The following is a 15,577-nucleotide window of genomic DNA, read 5'->3' as shown; positions in this document are numbered from 1 at the left end:
CGCAGGACCGACACGAGAAGGGGAAGCGGTGCCGGAGAACCACGAGCAGCCAAGCGGTGCGGAGCCGTCGACCGAGCGTTTCCGCACCGAGCCTGAGCGCCCCGCCGGCGGAGCCCAGCCGGAGAGCAGCGTCGAGCAGACCACCCGGATCCCCCTGGTGCAGGCCGACCTGGAACCGGGCACTCGGCCCAACCTGCCGACCAACGGCCAGAAGCCAGAACCCCAGAAGCCCGAACCCCCGAAGCCGGAACCCCCAAAGCCGGAACCGGAGTCCGACGCCGAGCGCACCGCCCAGATCGCGGCGCTGCCCGCGGACTTCTCCGCCTTCCCCATCGGCGAGACCCAAGCGATCCCGCGGATCCCCGCCGAACCCAGCGGCTGGAGCGGCGCCCTGCCCTCCGACCCGGAGCCCCCTGAGGCCGACAAGAAGCGGCGCGGCCTGATCCGGGCCGGTATCGCCGCCGGTGCCGCGGTCGGCGCGTTGGCGCTGCTCTACGTCGGCGACCTGGCTTTGACCAGCGGCACCGTGCCGCGTGGCACGGTGGTGGCCGGCGTCGACATCGGCGGCCTGGACGAGGCCGCCGCCGAGACGCAGCTGCGCGAGAAGCTCGGCCCCGGCCTGAACGAGCCCGTCGAGCTGCGGGTCGGCGACCGCGCAACCATGATCAACCCGGAGCAGGCCGGGTTGCAGATGGACTGGACGGCGACCGTTGAGCAGGCGGGCAGCCAGCCGCTGAACCCGTTCACCCGGATCGCCTCGCTGTTCACCACGCACGAGGTCGCGCCGGTCAGCCACGGCGACCGCGAGCAGCTGGTGCAGGCACTGGAGCAGGTCCGGCCGCAGCTGGACCGGGCGCCCGCCGAGGGCACCATCCGGTTCGAGGGCGCCAAGCCGGTCGCGGTCGACCCGGTCACCGGCCAGGCCATCGACATGCAGGCGGCCACCGACGAGGTGCTCGCCCGCTGGGCCGAGGGCGGCGCCGTGCAGCTGCCGTACACCGAGCAGCCGGTGAGCACGACCCGCGAAGGCGTGCAGCGGGCGCTGACCGAGGTCGCGCAGCCGGCGGTGGCCGCGCCGGTGACGGTGCGCGGCGAGGGCAAGAACGCGACCCTCTCGCCGGAGACCATCGGCGCCTCGCTGCGGTTCGAACCGGACGGCGCCGGTGGGCTGAAGTCCAGCGTGGACCTGCCAACCGCGATCGGCGGCGTCGAGCCGCAGCTGGCGAACACGATTAAGCCCAGCAAGGACGCCGAGATCGTCCTGGAGGGCGGCGCCCCCGTGGTCCGGCCATCCACCGACGGCATCGGCGTGGACTGGAACAAGAGCTTCGAGCGGATCGACGAGGTGCTCCGCCGCCCGCAGGACCGCACCGTGCAGGCGATCTACGTGCACGAGCCGGCCAAGTTCACCACCGACCAGGCCAACCAGATGGGCATCCGCGAGGTGGTCGGCGAGTTCACCACCAACGGGTTCGAGGCCGCGTCGGGTGTGAACATCCGGCGGGTCGCCGAGCAGGTCAACGGCGCGATCATCAAGCCGGGCGAGACCTTCAGCCTCAACGGGCACACCGGGCCGCGCGGGATCCCGCAGGGCTACGTCGAGTCCGGGATCATCGAGAACGGCCGGCCGGGCCGGGCCGTCGGCGGCGGCATCTCGCAGTTCGCCACGACGCTCTACAACGCCTCGTACTTCGCGGGCATGCAGAACGTCGAGCACAAGGCGCACAGCTACTACATCAGCCGCTACCCGGCTGGCCGCGAGGCCACCGTGTTCCAGAGCCCCAGCGGCGCGAGCATCATCGACGTCAAGTTCAAGAACGTCGCCAAGAGCGGCATTGTGATCACCACCCGCTGGACGGCGTCGTCGATCACGGTGACGCTGTGGGGCACCAAGCAGTTCGACGTGACGTCGCAGACCGGCGAGCGGACCAATCCCACGGAGCCGCACGAGGAGGTCGTGCCGCCGGGCGAGCCGTGCAGCCCGAGCAAGGGGGCGCCGGGCTTCTCGGTGAACGACACCCGGACCATCAAGGACCTGTCCACCGGGCAGGTGCGAACCGAGACCCAGCACACGGTCTACAAACCGCAGCCGATCATCCACTGCGGGGCTCCGCCACCGCTGCCTGGCTGACCGGCGCTGTTGCCGTCGGGAGCGGTTGTTCCGGTACTGCCGGAACAACCGCTCCCGCGTTTCGAAGTCTCCTAACCGGCGAATATCCGCTCCACCGCCGGATGGCGTAGTGGCGACTTGTCGACAAATTTACCCGTCTGGATCACGTTCCGTGTACGAGCAGTGATCGTCTGGAGGGCGCACGGAACGTCCTCCGGAGCTGTCGGTGGCTCCCTGTTGACCAGTGGCACATGCCACATGAAACTGAGTGCCACTCGGCAACCGCGGGCGACAACCCGCACGAACAGGGGAGGTTCGGCGGAATTCCTTTCGCGTTCCCGGTGCTCGGCTTGCAGTTTTCCGATCGTGAGCCGGATCGCGGCTGGGCCTCCGGCGAAAACTTGATGGGTTCGCAATATTCAGCATTGGGATTACGCCCGGACGAGTGGCACCATTCGAACACTCGCGTTCTCACCTACTAGGAGTGACATCGTGGCGCGTCGCAGAACACTACGAGCGTTGGCTCTGCTGCCCGCTCTGGCCCTGGCCACCGCCGCGGCGGCGGGCTGTGCCGAATCCACCACCGGCGGGGGTGGCACGGGCGACGGCGGCGTGGAGGTGATCAAGCCCGGATTGCTCACGACCTGCACGCACATGGACTACAAGCCCTTCCAGTTCCACGACCAGGGCAAGATCGTCGGCTTCGACGTCGACCTCGTCGACGCGATTGCCAAGGACATGGGCCTGAAGCAGGACATCGTCGACACCCCGTTCGAGGGCATCCAGTCCGGCGAGGACCTCAACACCAGGCGCTGCGACGTCGCGGCCGCGGCCATGAGCATCACGCCGACCCGCCAGCAGAACTTCGACTTCTCCGACCCGTACTTCGAGGCCACCCAGGCGCTGCTGGTCAAGAAGGGCGCGAACATCCGCAGCCTCGCCGACCTGCGGGGCAAGAAGCTCGGCGTCCAGCTGTCCACCACCGGTGAGCAGTACGCCAACGACAACAAGGCGGCCAACGGCTACGACGTCGTGCAGTTCGAGGACCTGCCGCTGTCGGTGACCGCGGTGCAGACCGGCCAGGTCGACGCGGCCGTCAACGACAACAGCGTGCTGGCCGACTTCGTCAAGAACAACCCCGAGGTGGAGATCACCACCGAGTTCACTACCGGGGACCAGTACGGCATCGGCATGGCCAAGGGCAACACGGCGCTGAAAGAGCGGGTCGACGCGGCGCTGAAGAAGCTCAAGGACAACGGCGAGTACGACAAGATCTACGAGAAGTGGTTCGGCAAGAAGCCGCAGTGATGGCGGGTGGTCGATTGCAGGCCGCAGCAGGCATCGCCTTGACCGCGACCGCGGTCAGGCGCGCCGAACTACCGATCCGCGCGGCCGGATCGCCGACCGCGATCCGGCCCGCCAGCAGCGGGGCCGGCGGGTGCTCCACCGCCGGCCCCGAACACTGATCAGGAGACTTCATGACAACGGACACCGAGCGGCCCAAGTCGGGGCTGGGCCGACGACAGCGGGCGCGGCTGAACCGCGGCATTCAGTACGCCGTGCTGATCGTGGTCATCGTGGTCGCGGCCGCGATCGCCGACTGGGGTTCCATCGCGCGCGCGTTCTTCAACGTCGACGTCGCGGTCGCGCAGTTCCCGGGCGTGATCACCACGGCGCTGGTGAACACCATCATCTACACCGCGCTTGGCTTCGGCTTCGGCCTGGGGCTGGGCATCCTGCTGGCGCTGATGAAGATGTCGCCGGTCGGGCCGTACCGGTGGATCGCCACCGGCTACATCGAGCTGTTCCGCGGCCTGCCCGCGCTGCTGGTGTTCATCGCGCTGGGTTTCGGCGTACCGATCGCCTTCCAGCTGCGGTTCGACATCTACTCCACCGCGATGCTCGCGCTCGGCCTGGTCGGCGCGGCCTACATGGCCGAGACCATCCGGGCGGGCGTGCAGGCGGTGCCGCGCGGCCAGATCGAGGCGGCGCGCTCGCTGGGCATGTCGCAGACCCGCACCATGATCACCGTGGTGATGCCGCAGGCGTTCCGGATCATCCTGCCGCCGCTGACCAACGAGCTGATCCTGCTCACCAAGGACTCGTCGCTGATTTACCTGCTCGGCCTGGCCAGCGACCAGTACGAGCTGGCCAAGTTCGGCCGGGCGGCGCTGAACGAGTACGCGTCGCTGACACCGCTGCTGGTGGCGGGCCTGTGTTATCTGATCATCACGATCCCGCTCTCCCGCGTCTCCGTCCTGCTGGAGCGCAAGTACGGCGGGGTGCGGACCAAGGGGGCCACGGTATGAGCGACGTGATGATCGACATCTCCGGGCTGGGCAAGTCGTTCGGCTCGCTGGAGGTGCTGCGCGGCATCGACCTGCAGGTCGAGCGCGGCGAGGTGGTGTGCGTCATCGGCCCGTCCGGGTCCGGCAAGTCCACCCTGCTGCGCTGCGTGAACCTGCTGGAGGAGCCGAGCGCGGGCAAGGTCGTGGTGGACGGCACCGACCTCACCGACCCGGACACCGACCTCGACGGCGCCCGCCGACACGTCGGCATGGTGTTCCAGCAGTTCAACCTGTTCTCGCACCTGCACGTGCTGGACAACCTGACCGTGGCGCAGCGGAAGGTGCTGGGCCGGGACAAGGCGGCGGCGGAGAAGATCGCGCGGGAGAACCTGGCCCGTGTCGGGCTCTTGGAGAAGGCCGACGCCATGCCGGCCCAGCTCTCCGGTGGTCAGCAGCAGCGGGTCGCGATCGCGCGGGCTCTGTCGATGAACCCGAAGGTGATGCTGTTCGACGAGCCGACCTCGGCGCTGGACCCGGAACTGGTCGGCGACGTGCTCGGCGTGATGCGGGAGCTCGCCGACGAGGGCATGACGATGCTCGTGGTCACCCACGAGATGCAGTTCGCCCGCGAGGTGGCCGACCGGGTGCTGTTCATGGACGGCGGCGGGATCGTCGAGCAGGGGCCGCCCGCCGAGGTCATCGGCGCGCCGAAGGAGGAGCGCACCCGCACCTTCCTGGCCCGCGTCCTCTACCCGACCCACGCCCATCCGACCCCGGAGTGATCCGGCGGAACCGCACTGCTGCGAGCCCCCGGCACCGCCCGAACCAGGGCGGATCGCCGGGGGTTTCACGTGGAACCGGCCAGGCCATCCCGGTGCGCTGCGCCGGATGTCGCAACAAGGCGTCGAGGCCGAACGTCCGAGCTCTGTGGAACCCGTTTCCGGGCCCGTTCTGCGCGGCGCGGGTGGGCCGCGTCGGGCGCGGAAGACCAAATCGATTTCCAAACGGGCTAATCCCACAGGTAGTTGATCAGCTACGTTTCGGGTGATCGACACGTCGGGACAAGTTCGGGGGCGAGGGTGCCGGTCGTCAAGCCGTGGGACAACAACGGTCCGCTCACCGCTGCGGAACAGCGGTTCGAGGATCTGCTCCGACAGGGCAGAGCGGATCGCGCGCCCCAGGACGCCGCTCCGCCGCTGGACGTGCACGCCCCGTGGCACCTCCAGGACCAGGAGATCCGCGGCGAATACCTCGCCCGCCGCCTGGTCGAGCCGAGCTGGCGGCCGTTCGCCCGGCGCAGCGGCGGCCAGCAGCAGGTCATCGTGATCGAGGACGCGGTGATCACCGGCAACCTGGACCTGCGCGCCACCGACCTGCCATACCTGCTGGAGTTCGTCCGCTGCCGGTTCGAGCAGGCCCCCGACCTGCGGCAGGCCAACATCGCCGGCCTGGTGCTCTGGCACTGCCGGTTCCCCGGCATCGACGCCCGCAACCTCAACACGAGCAACGACACCGTGCTGCGCAACTGCACGAGCGTCGGCGGCATCGTCGACCTCGCCGACGCCCAGCTCGGCGGTTCCCTGCTGCTCAACGACAGCGAGCTGCGCAACCCCGGCGGCCGCGCCGTCTACGGCGACCGCCTGACGGTCAACGGCGCGCTGCTCGGGTTGCGGCTGCAGACATCCGGCGAGATCCGCATCCCCGGCGCGAAGGTCGGCGGCAACCTGAACTTCTCCGGCGGGGCGCTGCGCAACCGGGGCCGCTACGCGCTGAACGCGAACGGTATCCAGATCGGCGGCAGCCTGCGCTGCGACGTCGACCCGCTCACCCGCCGGCCGTTCACGGTCGCCGGGATCCTGTTCATGCCCAGCGCGCACATCGCCGGCGACCTGCGGTTGCGCGATGCGGTGCTGGAGCCGGGGGTCGCTCCCCCGCGTCGTGGCGAGTCCCAGTACGACGACCCGACCAGCACGCTGGTCGTCGACCGCGGCGACATCCGCGGCGACGTGCAGATCGACCAGGGCTTCCGCAGCGGCGGCACGATCCGGATGGTGAGCGCGAAGGTCGGCGGCGACCTGCGGATGTCCGGCGCGCACATCGACCTGAGCTGGTCGCGCTCGGCGAAGGCTTCGGTCGAGCAGCCGCTGCGCGCGGTGCACATCGACGGCACCGAGATCCTCGGCAACCTGGAGGCGTCGCGGGTCGACCTGCACGGCCAGGTGCGGATGATCGACGTCCGGGTGCACGGCAGCTTCCAGCTGAACCGGGCGAAGCTGCACGGCCCGCGCACCGATGTGCTGCAGGCCAGCCGGATCGTGGTCGGCAGCAACATGGACTGCCGGGAGGCCGACGTCGTCGGCTCGATCCAACTGCAGGGCGCCCAGATCGGCGCCAACGTCGACCTGCGCTCGGCGCACCTGACCAAGCCCGCGTGGCACCGCCACCGGATGGCCTACAAGTCCTCTGTGGACCTGCGCGCGGCCGGCATCGCGCGGGACCTGGTGTGCGCGGCGGGCAGTAGGCCGTTCGTCGCCGAAGGCGAGGTGCAGCTGCGGCGTGCCGAGATCGGGCGGCAGGCGAACTTTTACGGCTGCCGCCTCGGCGACGGCTCCAGCCGCAACGCGATCAACGCCTTCGGCCTGGTCGTCCAGGAACTCACGCTGCTTCCGGAGACCGCGCCGCAGGGCCGGATCATGCTGCGGCAGGCACAGTGCGAGCTGCTCGCGGACAATTCGCAGCTGTGGGCGGCATCCGGCGGCGTCGACGTCGAGGACTTCGCGTACGACAACTTCACCACCACCATCGAGCCGACCGACCGGGCCGCGGTGCGGGAGCGGCTCGGCTGGCTGCGCGCCAACTCCGGCGGCCGCTACCAGCCGGGGCCGTACGACCAGCTGGCGCGGGTGTTCCGCGGCAACGGCAACGAGGAACACGCGGTGGAGGTGCTGATCGAGAAGCAGAAGCGCCGCTATCAGGCGATCGCGGCGGCGACCCGCCCGGCGTTCCGGTTACCGGTGCGGTTGTGGAGCGCGCTGCAGCTGATCACGGTCAGCTACGGCTACCGCCCGCTGCGCGCCCTGATCTGGTTGGTGCTGCTGACCGCAGCGGGCACCACCTGGTTCGGGTTCCACAAGCTGGAGCCGATCAACGAGGAGGACCACCCGGTGTGGAGTCCCCTCCTGTACACAGTGGACCAGCTGTTGCCGATCATCAATCTCGGCCACGACGTGATGTGGCAGGCCCACGGCAATTCGCAGTGGATCACGGTGGTCCTGATCGCCTCGGGCTGGATCCTCGCGACCACGGTCGCAGCGGGCATCACCAGAGCCCTCCACCGAGAGCTGTAGTCCCCACCCCCGGCACGTTGAACGCAATTTCAATGGAAATCGGACCTCCGATTTCCATTGAAATTGCGTCAGTGTGCGGGATTCGGGTGAGTTCGGCTGATCCGATCGGCTCCGTTTCGCTCGACGGTCGGGTGAATTCGCGCGCCGCGAGGGCTTTCGCGTGCTAGATCAAGCTGGCCAATGCTCCAGCTCACGCAGGAGGTCCTGTGGGATCCCAGCCCGGTCGTCTCGCCCTGCTCGGTTCCGCCCTCGTCGCGACCGCGGCGGTGCTCGTGCCCACGGCTCACGCAGCCGACGAGTTCGAGTACGTCGCGATGGGCGATTCGGCGGCCGCCGGGCCGCTCACGCCGCACCCGGACCCGAACCTGCTCTGCTTCCGCTCCAGGGAGAACTACCCGCAGATGGCGGCTCGACTGCTCGGCGCCAAGCTGACCGACGTCTCCTGCTCGGGCGCGAAGATCGCGGACTTCTCCGGGCGGCAGCACGGGATCATGCCGCCGCAGTACGGAGCGCTCAGCGACCAGACCGACCTGGTGACCGTCACCATCGGCGGCAACGACGTCGGCCTGGTGCAAGCGGCGGTGTCCTGCATCAACCTGCTGCCAGAACCGGCCGGATCGTCGTGCGCCGACGAGTTCACCGCGGGCGGCCGGGACGAACTGGCGAAGCGGATCGACGCGCTCGAACCGCGCTTCGACGATGCGCTCGCGCAGATCCGCCACCGGGCCCCGAACGCCGAGATCATGGTCGTCGGCTACGGCACCTACCTCCGGCCGGGCGGCTGCTACCCGAAGGAACCGATGTGGGGGCGCGACGCGGACTACATTCAGTCCAGTGTGGACAAACTGAGCGCGATGCTCGGTTCGCGGGCGGCGGCGCACGGCGCGGAGTTCGTCGACCTCGGCCCGGTCAGCGTGGGCCACGACGTCTGCGCCGCCCCGGCGGACAAGTACTACGAGGGCGTCATCCCGACCTCGGTGGCGGCCCCGCTGCACCCGAACGCAAGGGGCATGCTCGCCTTCGGCCGAGCCGTCGCGGAAGCCGTGCGGCACACCCGGGCCTGACACGACCCAGAAGGCCCCGCAGCCTTGGGTTGGAATGTGACCACTGGAATCCGCCACCAGCTGCGGGGGTCTTCTGCTGCTACGCGATCGAGCTCCCGCGGATTTGCCTGGGGAAGAACGCCTGCACCAGCGTTTCACCCGGCTCGCGGGGGTCGGGCCCGCCGAGGTGGCGGCGGAAGCGGTCCAGGTGCAGCCAAAGCCGGCACGCGCGGCCGCGGCGGCCGCGCGCGGTCGCCAGCGCGAGCGCGTGCTGGATGTTGGCTTCTTCGGCCCGGAACCAGCTCAGCGCCGCCTGCGCCGTCGGCAGGTCGGGCAGCTCGGCGAGCGGGTGCGCGGCGTGCTGCCCGGGCCGCCGCGCCGAACCTTCGACCGCGCGCAGGCCGCTTTCGGCGGCGTGCAGGTAATAGTCGAGCAGCCGGGTGATCGCGGCGTCCCGGTCGGCCGCGGGCTCCGTCGCGGCGAGGGTCGCCGAGTGGAGCCGGACCAGGTCGTGCCGCCCGTACCGGCCGGGGCCGGTCACGTGCAGCAGGTTGACCGCCACCAGGCTCTCCAGCCTGGCTTGGTTGTCCCGGAGCGTGGTGCCCGCGAGCGCGGCGGCCGCGAAGTAGTCGACCTCGGCGCCAGGGTGCTCGCCCAGCAGCCGGAACAGCCGCGCCGACGCGGCGTCGAGCAGCCGGTAGCTGGTGGTCAGGGCGGCGCGGATGCTCCCGCCGGAATCCGGCAGCGACAGCCTGGTCAGCCGGTAGCGCTCGTCGGAGAAGCTGTCGACCACCGAGCGGATCGTGAAGTGCGGATGGCTGGAGCCGCGGGTGGCGACGATCCGCAGCGCCAGCGGGAGCCGGTCGCACAGCTCCGCCAGCTCGGCAGTGGCGGCGGGTTCGGCGGCGACCCGCTCGGCGCCGAGCAGCAGCCGCAGAACGGCGACCGCCGCCTCCCGGTCGAGCACCGGCAGCGACAGCCGGACCGCTCCTTCGGTGGCCACTAGGTCGTCCAAGCGGCTCCGGCTGGACACCAGCACCACACAACCCGAGTTGCCCGGCAGCAGCGGGCGGATCTGCGCGGCCGAACGCGCGTTGTCGAGGACCACCAGCAGCCGCCGGTCCGCCAGCACCGAGCGGTATAGCGCGGCGCGTTCGTCGAGGTCGTCGGGGATCCGCGCGGCAGGCACCCCGAGCGCGCGGAGGAAACCGCTGAGCGCCTGCTCCGGCGCCACCGGATCCGCGTCGTCGAACCCGCGGAGGTCGACGAACAGGCAGCCGTCCTCGAAGTCCGCGGTCACCTGGTGCGCCCAGCGCAGCGCGAGCGCGGTCTTGCCGACGCCCGCGGGACCGGTGAGGATCCGGATTGGGCCGTCGTCGTCCAGCGCCGCGTCCAGCTGCGCGAGTTCGGCGCCGCGGCCCACGAAACCCCTGTTCTCCCTTGGCAATTGCGACGGAACGCGAGCCGGCGGCCGTTCGTCGTCGGCGCCGAGCAGGGTGCGGAAGGCCTCCTGCAGGCCGGCTCCGGGTGCGACGCCGAGCTCGTCGGCGAGGCGGATCCGCGTGTCGTGGAAGACATCGAGCGCCTCGGCCTGCCGACCGGCCTGGTGCAGGCTCAGCACCAGCAGCTCAACCAGGGGCTCGCGCAGCGGCCGCATCGCGACGGCCTCCCGGAGCTGGTCGATCGCCTCGACGGCGCGACCGAGCCGGTTCAGCCGCCGGGCAAGCTCGTGCACCGCGGTGACCACCGACTCGTCCAGCCGATCCGAGGCGTCGCGACGCAGGCCCTCCGCCTCGACGTCGGCCAGGACCGGGCCGCGGCGCAGGGCCAGCGCGGCGCGCAGCAGGTCGACGGCCTCGTCGTCGGACGCGTCCCTGGCGTCCGCGATCAGGTCCTCGAACCGCGTCAGGTCGAGCAGCGAGCGGGGCGCGAGCAGCAGGTAGCCGGGGAAACGGGTGACGAGTTTCACGCCGTCGCCGAGTTCCTTGCGCAGCTGGGCGATGTGGCCTTGCAGCGAGGCCCTGGCCGTCGGCGGTGGATTGCCGTTCCAGGCGATGTCCACCAGCCGGTCGACGGAGACGACGCGGTTGAGGTCGATTGCCAGTGCTGCGAGGACATTGCGCCGTTTGGCGGCACCGATGGTCGCCGTCCTGCCGTCCGACCGCAGCAATTCCACCGGGCCCAGCAAGCGAATCTGCAGTTGTGGCCGGGTTCTCGGAGAAGACATCCGCCCCCGATCGAGAGGTTCGTCGGCGAGTGCACCGGCCAACGCGGGCGTTGGTCCGGCGTTGGTCCGGCGTTGGTCCGGCGTTGGCGGCCTGTGCGATCATAGCCAGGTGATGTCTTGTCTGGGGGATTCATGAGCGAAGACGTCGAAGAATCGGCAAAGCTTGCGCTCGCTCGGTCCGTCGCCAGCGTCAGGCACTTGCGCCGGGCGGTGAAATCGCAAGGTTTGCGCCTGGATCCGGTGGCGGGTGCGGAAATCCGCGCCGCACTGGAGGATCAGTTGTCCGCAGTGGACGACTGGTTGGCCAGGTCCGCTTCGCTCAACCAGCACGCGCCGTTGGGGAAGAACCCGGTCGGCGAGGCCATGGCGGCGAAGTTCGCGACCCGTGCCGACGGCCACGAGAACTCCTTCAACGCAGTGCTCAAGCGCTACCGGCAGGTCCTGGAGGGAGCCCTCGACGCCATCGTCTCCGCGATCCGCGAGTACCGGGAGATCGAGGAGCGCGTGTCGGACTCCTTCCGGAAGCTCGTTTGATGGGACCGGTTTCGGCCGGGCGCACCGATCCGTAGTCGAGGGGGAAAGACCGGACATGACTCAGGAAACCACTGGGCCGGACGCCGACTTCGCGTTGACCGAGACACAGAACTGGGCCTCGCGCAGCCACCGCGAGCTCTACGAGGCGGTGCACGCCGGCAACGATCCCGGCCGCGTCGGCCAGCTGGCCGACGAGTGGAACCGGCTGAGCCGCGAGCTCGCCGAATCCGCTACGCGCATGGGCGAGCGGCTGCAGGCCACCGAAGCGGGCTGGGAGGGCGAGGCCGCCGACGCGGCGCGGTCGGCGATCCAGCAGCTGGCCGACTGGAACCACGACGCGGGCACGACCGCGGGCGCGCTGGCGGAGCGGATCGCGGTGCAGGGGCGGATCATGGAAACCGCCAGGGCCGAGATGCCCGAGCCGGTCGGGGGCGGCGAGGCGCTCAACGCGATGGCGCTCGTGAGCTACAGCACCGGCGACATGGCGGCCTTCAAGCAGGCCTGCGTCGACTTGAAGGCACACCGCGACCGATCCGACTCCGCGCACCAGCAGGCGGTCCAGGTGATGACCTGGATGGAGGACCAGTCCCGCAACATCGACGTCGACACCCCGAAGTTCACTCCCCCGCCGGACCCGATCGAGAACGACGAGCCGGTGCACCGGACGAAGCAGATCCTGGGCGAGCGGGCCAGGCTGGAGCCCCAGGCCAAGCTGGAGCCCCTGAACGTGGGGAGGGATCCGGAAGCGCCGGGCTCAACCCTTCCGAACTCGATTCCGGGCGACGTCTTGGCAACGCAGCGCCTGACCGCGCAGGTGCCGGTCGACCCGACGCCGGGCGGCCAGCCCGGTGGTGTCCCGACGCCGTTCCAGGCGCCGAACCCCGGCGGTACCGCGCCGATGGATGCGCCGACGAAGTCCTTCCCGGCCCTGCCGCAGGGCGGCCCCGCATCGTTTGATGGCCCGACGCAGTCGTTGCGGCCACCGGCCATTGCGCCCCTCGGGGACTACCAGCCCAAGACCACGACCCCCCAAGGCGTTAACGGCTTCCACCCGCCGGGCAACCTGCCGCCGGTCGGCGACGATCGGCAGTACCAGCCGCGGCCGTTCCAGGCGCCGGACGGCCCCTACCTGACCGGGCCGCGCGCAAACCCCGGACCCGGCGATCCGCGCGGCGGGTGGCGCGGGCCGATCCCGCCGATCCCCCGCCCCGGCGGTGGGGGCGGGCCCGTGCTGCCCAGCACAGGCCCCGGCGGGGGTTCCGGCGGGGGTTCCGGCCCCGGCGGCGGTTCCGGCCCCGGCGGCTCGGGCTTTCGTGGCGGACCGGGCGGCCTGCCGGGTGCGGGCGGCGGTTCCGGTGTGGGCCCGGGCGGAACGTCTGGCGTGGGCCCCGGCGGCGGGTCGGGCACCGGCCGCGGTCCCGACGCCGGGTTCGGCGGTCGCGGAGCCTCAGCCGTGCCCGGTCAGTCCGGCATGGCGGGTGCCCCCGGGATGGGGTCGATGGGCGGCCGGCGCGGCCAGAACGAAGGTCAGGAGAAGGAACGCACCAGCAAGTACGTCGAGGGCGGCCCGGTGGTCGAGGTGCCTGGCGCCGACCTGCCGCCGCCGGTGATCGGCGAGGGCAAGCGGAAGAAGCAGCAGGACCAGCGATGACCGCGACAACAGCGCCGGACTTCGTGTTGTCCGCCGCCGAATTCGACCTCGTCCACGGCGCGCTCGGGCTGGGCCGCGTCCCGTTCCCGCTGGACGTGCCGAGCCTCGGCGCGACGATGGAGGAGCGCGCCGGGCTCGCCGCCGATGCGTTCCGGTCGCTGTCCGGCCGCGGGTACGCGACGGGCGACCAACTAGACCCGCGGCTGGCGGACCTGCTGCGGTTGCTCGGCGAGAACGACACCTCGGTCGACGTGTTGGGCCACATCGGGGGCCCGGTGCAGGCACTGGCCGCCGCCGCCGGGCGCACCGGCGTGCTCGCGCAGTTGGTCGCGAACGAGCTGCGGTTGACTGAGATCCGCCCGACCTCGTTGGCGATGTCGGCCGTGAGCGTGCTGCCGCCCGCCGAACCCGGACCGATGCGGTCGCTGTCCCTGCGCCAGGAGCAGCTGACCAGCGCGCTCGAAGAGGACGAGGACGACCCGTTCGGCGGGGACTACGACGACGAGACAGCGCTGGCCAGGGCCGGTCTGTCCGCGCAGGACGCCGCGACGCTGGCCGAGCTGGCGAACACCCGCTGCGCCGGTGGGCAGTTCGGCGTCACGCACCGGTCGGCGCGGGCGTCGACGCTGGTCACCTGGTTCGACACGCCCCAGGGCCGTTACCTGATGGTCAGCCAGGATTCCTGGCTCAGCATCAGCCCGGCCGACAACCGGCGCATCGAGCGCCGACTGGCCGAAGTCCTGTCCACGCTGGACTGAAGTACCGAGGGGAAGCGCCATGACGTTCGAGGTCGTCGCCGAGGAGCTGACCGCGCACGCCAGCCACCTGGATGGCTTGACCGACCGAATGGACACCGCGATCTCGGCTGCCGAGGCCGTGAGCATGTCCGACGAAGCGTACGGACTCCTGTGCTCGTTCCTGCCGCCCATCATCAACCCGATGGAGCAGGAGGGCATGGACGCGTTGAAGGCCGCGAAGGAAGGCATCAGCGTTACGGCGGACAACGTGCGCCAGACGTCCAAGGCGTACCAGGAAACCGACGAGGCGGGTGCGGACAACTTCTCGCAGTTCGACGAGGCCGTCCGGGTGAAAGAATCGGCAGTCGCGCTGCGCGAGCCGGTTGGTGAGACCACGGGGTTCAGCCGCGCGTCGTCGCCTGTGGAGGCAACGGCGGCCTATCGCCCGATGGAGCGAGGTGAGCCGGCGTCGTATCGCCAGGCGGAGCGGGGTGAGCCGGCGTCGTATCGCCAGGCGGAGCGGGGTGAGCCGGCGTCGTATCGCCAGGCGGAGCGGGGTGAGCCGGCGTCGTACACGGCGTCGTACACCCCGGCGGAGCGGGGTGAGCCGGCGTCGTATCGCCAGGCGGAGCGGGGTGAGCCGGCGTCGTACACGGCGTCGTACACCCCGGCGGAGCGGGGTGAGCCGGCGTCGTACACGGCGTCCTACACGGCGGCCGAGCAGGGTGAGCCGGCGTCGTATCGCCAGGCGGAGCGGGGTGAGCCGGCGTCGTACACGGCGTCGTACACCCCGGCGGAGCGGGGTGAGCCGGCGTCGTACACGGCGTCCTACACGGCGGCCGAGCAGGGTGAGCCGGCGTCGTATCGCCAGGCGGAGCAGGTCGAGCCGTTCGCGACATACCGTAGGTCGTTCGAATCCGGTTGAGCCCGTGCAGCGTCAGGCAGCGGAACCCATGGGGTTAAGCCTTGGTGAGGTGCCTTCGGCGCCGTTCCAGGGCAGCAGGCAGATCGCGGAGTAGAAGCTTTTTGGAGGTTGTGCGATGCCGGGCGAGAGCCGGGGTGGGTTCGCTGCGATCGGGGCCGACCCCGACGATGCCGAGCAGCGGATCCAGGAGTGGGCGCAGGGTTTTGCCGACAAGGCCCGGCGCTACCAGGAAATGCAGGCGGAGACCGAGCAGTTGCGGCTGACCGCGGCCAGCCCGGACGGCCGCATCAAGGTGACGGTCCGCGCCGACGGGAGCGTCACGGACCTGGAGTTCACCGACAAGGTCCGCACGATGGCGCCGTCCGAGCTCGCCGCGCAAATCCTGTCCACGATGCACCGCGCGCAGTCCGACATCGCGAGCCGGGTCGGCGAGACGATGTCCGCGCATCTCGGGGACGAGGACCCGCAGACGCGCTCGATGATGTTAGACAACCTGCGCGAGCGGTTCCCCGAGCAGCCCGAGGACCAGGAGCCAGAGCAGCCGGAAACCCCGTCGAAGTGGCAACTTCCGGCCGACGAGGAAACCCCGAAGCCGCCGCCCGCGCCCCCGGCTGCCGGGCCGACGCCGCCTGCGGCACCGCCGAAGCGGCCCCGCTTCGAAGACGAGGACGACGACTTCGGCCCCGACTTCGACCCGCTGCGGGACTGACGTCAC

At 70.5% G+C, this 15,577-nt stretch carries 13 protein-coding genes; 12 read left to right on the top strand and 1 reads right to left on the bottom strand.

The window, feature by feature from the left end; all coding sequences use genetic code 11:
• Positions 1–28: 28 nt before the first annotated feature.
• The 7 genes from FDZ84_RS11505 (at position 29) to FDZ84_RS11475 (ending at position 8,809) form a co-directional block, all read left to right on the top strand.
• Positions 29–2,131: a VanW family protein gene (locus FDZ84_RS11505; protein ID WP_168585880.1), complete on the top strand. Its 2,103-nt coding sequence runs from the start codon at positions 29–31 to the stop codon at positions 2,129–2,131.
• Between the two features lie 471 nt (positions 2,132–2,602).
• On the top strand, positions 2,603–3,418 hold the full coding sequence (locus FDZ84_RS11500) for a basic amino acid ABC transporter substrate-binding protein (protein ID WP_246868945.1): 816 nt from the start codon (positions 2,603–2,605) through the stop codon (positions 3,416–3,418).
• Positions 3,418–3,576, top strand: a complete 159-nt coding sequence (locus tag FDZ84_RS11495) for a hypothetical protein (RefSeq protein WP_168585879.1) — start codon at positions 3,418–3,420, stop codon at positions 3,574–3,576. The genes FDZ84_RS11500 and FDZ84_RS11495 overlap by 1 nt, the downstream gene beginning before the upstream one ends.
• A 12-nt stretch (positions 3,577–3,588) precedes the next feature.
• Positions 3,589–4,419 (top strand): amino acid ABC transporter permease, encoded by an 831-nt coding sequence (locus FDZ84_RS11490; RefSeq protein WP_168585878.1) that lies wholly within the window; start codon positions 3,589–3,591, stop codon positions 4,417–4,419.
• Positions 4,416–5,180, top strand: a complete 765-nt coding sequence (locus tag FDZ84_RS11485) for an amino acid ABC transporter ATP-binding protein (RefSeq protein WP_305852031.1) — start codon at positions 4,416–4,418, stop codon at positions 5,178–5,180. Before FDZ84_RS11490 ends, FDZ84_RS11485 begins: the two co-directional genes overlap by 4 nt.
• A gap of 297 nt (positions 5,181–5,477) precedes the next feature.
• Positions 5,478–7,745, top strand: a complete 2,268-nt coding sequence (locus FDZ84_RS11480) for an oxidoreductase (RefSeq protein ID WP_168585877.1) — start codon at positions 5,478–5,480, stop codon at positions 7,743–7,745.
• A gap of 206 nt (positions 7,746–7,951) precedes the next feature.
• On the top strand, positions 7,952–8,809 hold the full coding sequence (locus tag FDZ84_RS11475) for an SGNH/GDSL hydrolase family protein (RefSeq protein WP_246868944.1): 858 nt from the start codon (positions 7,952–7,954) through the stop codon (positions 8,807–8,809).
• Between the two features lie 79 nt (positions 8,810–8,888).
• Here FDZ84_RS11475 and FDZ84_RS11470 read toward each other — a convergent pair whose 3' ends face one another.
• Positions 8,889–10,964: a BTAD domain-containing putative transcriptional regulator gene (locus tag FDZ84_RS11470; protein WP_246868943.1), complete on the bottom strand. Its 2,076-nt coding sequence runs from the start codon at positions 10,962–10,964 to the stop codon at positions 8,889–8,891.
• Between the two features lie 183 nt (positions 10,965–11,147).
• Between FDZ84_RS11470 and FDZ84_RS11465 the strand changes: the two genes are divergently transcribed.
• The 5 genes from FDZ84_RS11465 to FDZ84_RS11445 all read left to right on the top strand — a co-directional run bounded on the left by FDZ84_RS11465 (position 11,148) and on the right by FDZ84_RS11445 (position 15,571).
• Positions 11,148–11,549 (top strand): hypothetical protein, encoded by a 402-nt coding sequence (locus FDZ84_RS11465; RefSeq protein WP_168585876.1) that lies wholly within the window; start codon positions 11,148–11,150, stop codon positions 11,547–11,549.
• A 55-nt stretch (positions 11,550–11,604) separates the two neighbouring features.
• Positions 11,605–13,200, top strand: a complete 1,596-nt coding sequence (locus tag FDZ84_RS11460; protein WP_168585875.1) for a WXG100 family type VII secretion target — start codon at positions 11,605–11,607, stop codon at positions 13,198–13,200.
• Positions 13,197–13,958: an ESX secretion-associated protein EspG gene (locus FDZ84_RS11455; RefSeq protein ID WP_168585874.1), complete on the top strand. Its 762-nt coding sequence runs from the start codon at positions 13,197–13,199 to the stop codon at positions 13,956–13,958. Before FDZ84_RS11460 ends, FDZ84_RS11455 begins: the two co-directional genes overlap by 4 nt.
• Positions 13,959–13,977: 19 nt before the next feature.
• Positions 13,978–14,862: a type VII secretion target gene (locus FDZ84_RS38790; RefSeq protein WP_246868942.1), complete on the top strand. Its 885-nt coding sequence runs from the start codon at positions 13,978–13,980 to the stop codon at positions 14,860–14,862.
• 115 nt (positions 14,863–14,977) lie between these two features.
• Positions 14,978–15,571, top strand: coding sequence for a YbaB/EbfC family nucleoid-associated protein (locus FDZ84_RS11445; protein WP_168585873.1), 594 nt, complete (start codon positions 14,978–14,980; stop codon positions 15,569–15,571).
• The last annotated feature ends 6 nt before the right edge of the window (positions 15,572–15,577 follow it).

The organism is Saccharopolyspora sp. ASAGF58, from assembly GCF_012277335.1.
GTDB lineage: Bacteria > Actinomycetota > Actinomycetes > Mycobacteriales > Pseudonocardiaceae > Saccharopolyspora > Saccharopolyspora hattusasensis.
The sequence above is the reverse complement of the archived record's forward strand: the minus strand, read 5'-3'. Positions and strand labels throughout refer to the sequence as shown.

Coding starts and splice junctions, on each gene's coding strand:
- FDZ84_RS11460 (WP_168585875.1), top strand. CDS start 11,605: ATGACTCAGGAAACCACTGGGCCGGACGCCGACTTCGCGTTGACCGAG.
- FDZ84_RS11490 (WP_168585878.1), top strand. CDS start 3,589: ATGACAACGGACACCGAGCGGCCCAAGTCGGGGCTGGGCCGACGACAG.
- FDZ84_RS11455 (WP_168585874.1), top strand. CDS start 13,197: ATGACCGCGACAACAGCGCCGGACTTCGTGTTGTCCGCCGCCGAATTC.
- FDZ84_RS38790 (WP_246868942.1), top strand. CDS start 13,978: ATGACGTTCGAGGTCGTCGCCGAGGAGCTGACCGCGCACGCCAGCCAC.
- FDZ84_RS11495 (WP_168585879.1), top strand. CDS start 3,418: ATGGCGGGTGGTCGATTGCAGGCCGCAGCAGGCATCGCCTTGACCGCG.
- FDZ84_RS11465 (WP_168585876.1), top strand. CDS start 11,148: ATGAGCGAAGACGTCGAAGAATCGGCAAAGCTTGCGCTCGCTCGGTCC.
- FDZ84_RS11445 (WP_168585873.1), top strand. CDS start 14,978: ATGCCGGGCGAGAGCCGGGGTGGGTTCGCTGCGATCGGGGCCGACCCC.
- FDZ84_RS11485 (WP_305852031.1), top strand. CDS start 4,416: ATGAGCGACGTGATGATCGACATCTCCGGGCTGGGCAAGTCGTTCGGC.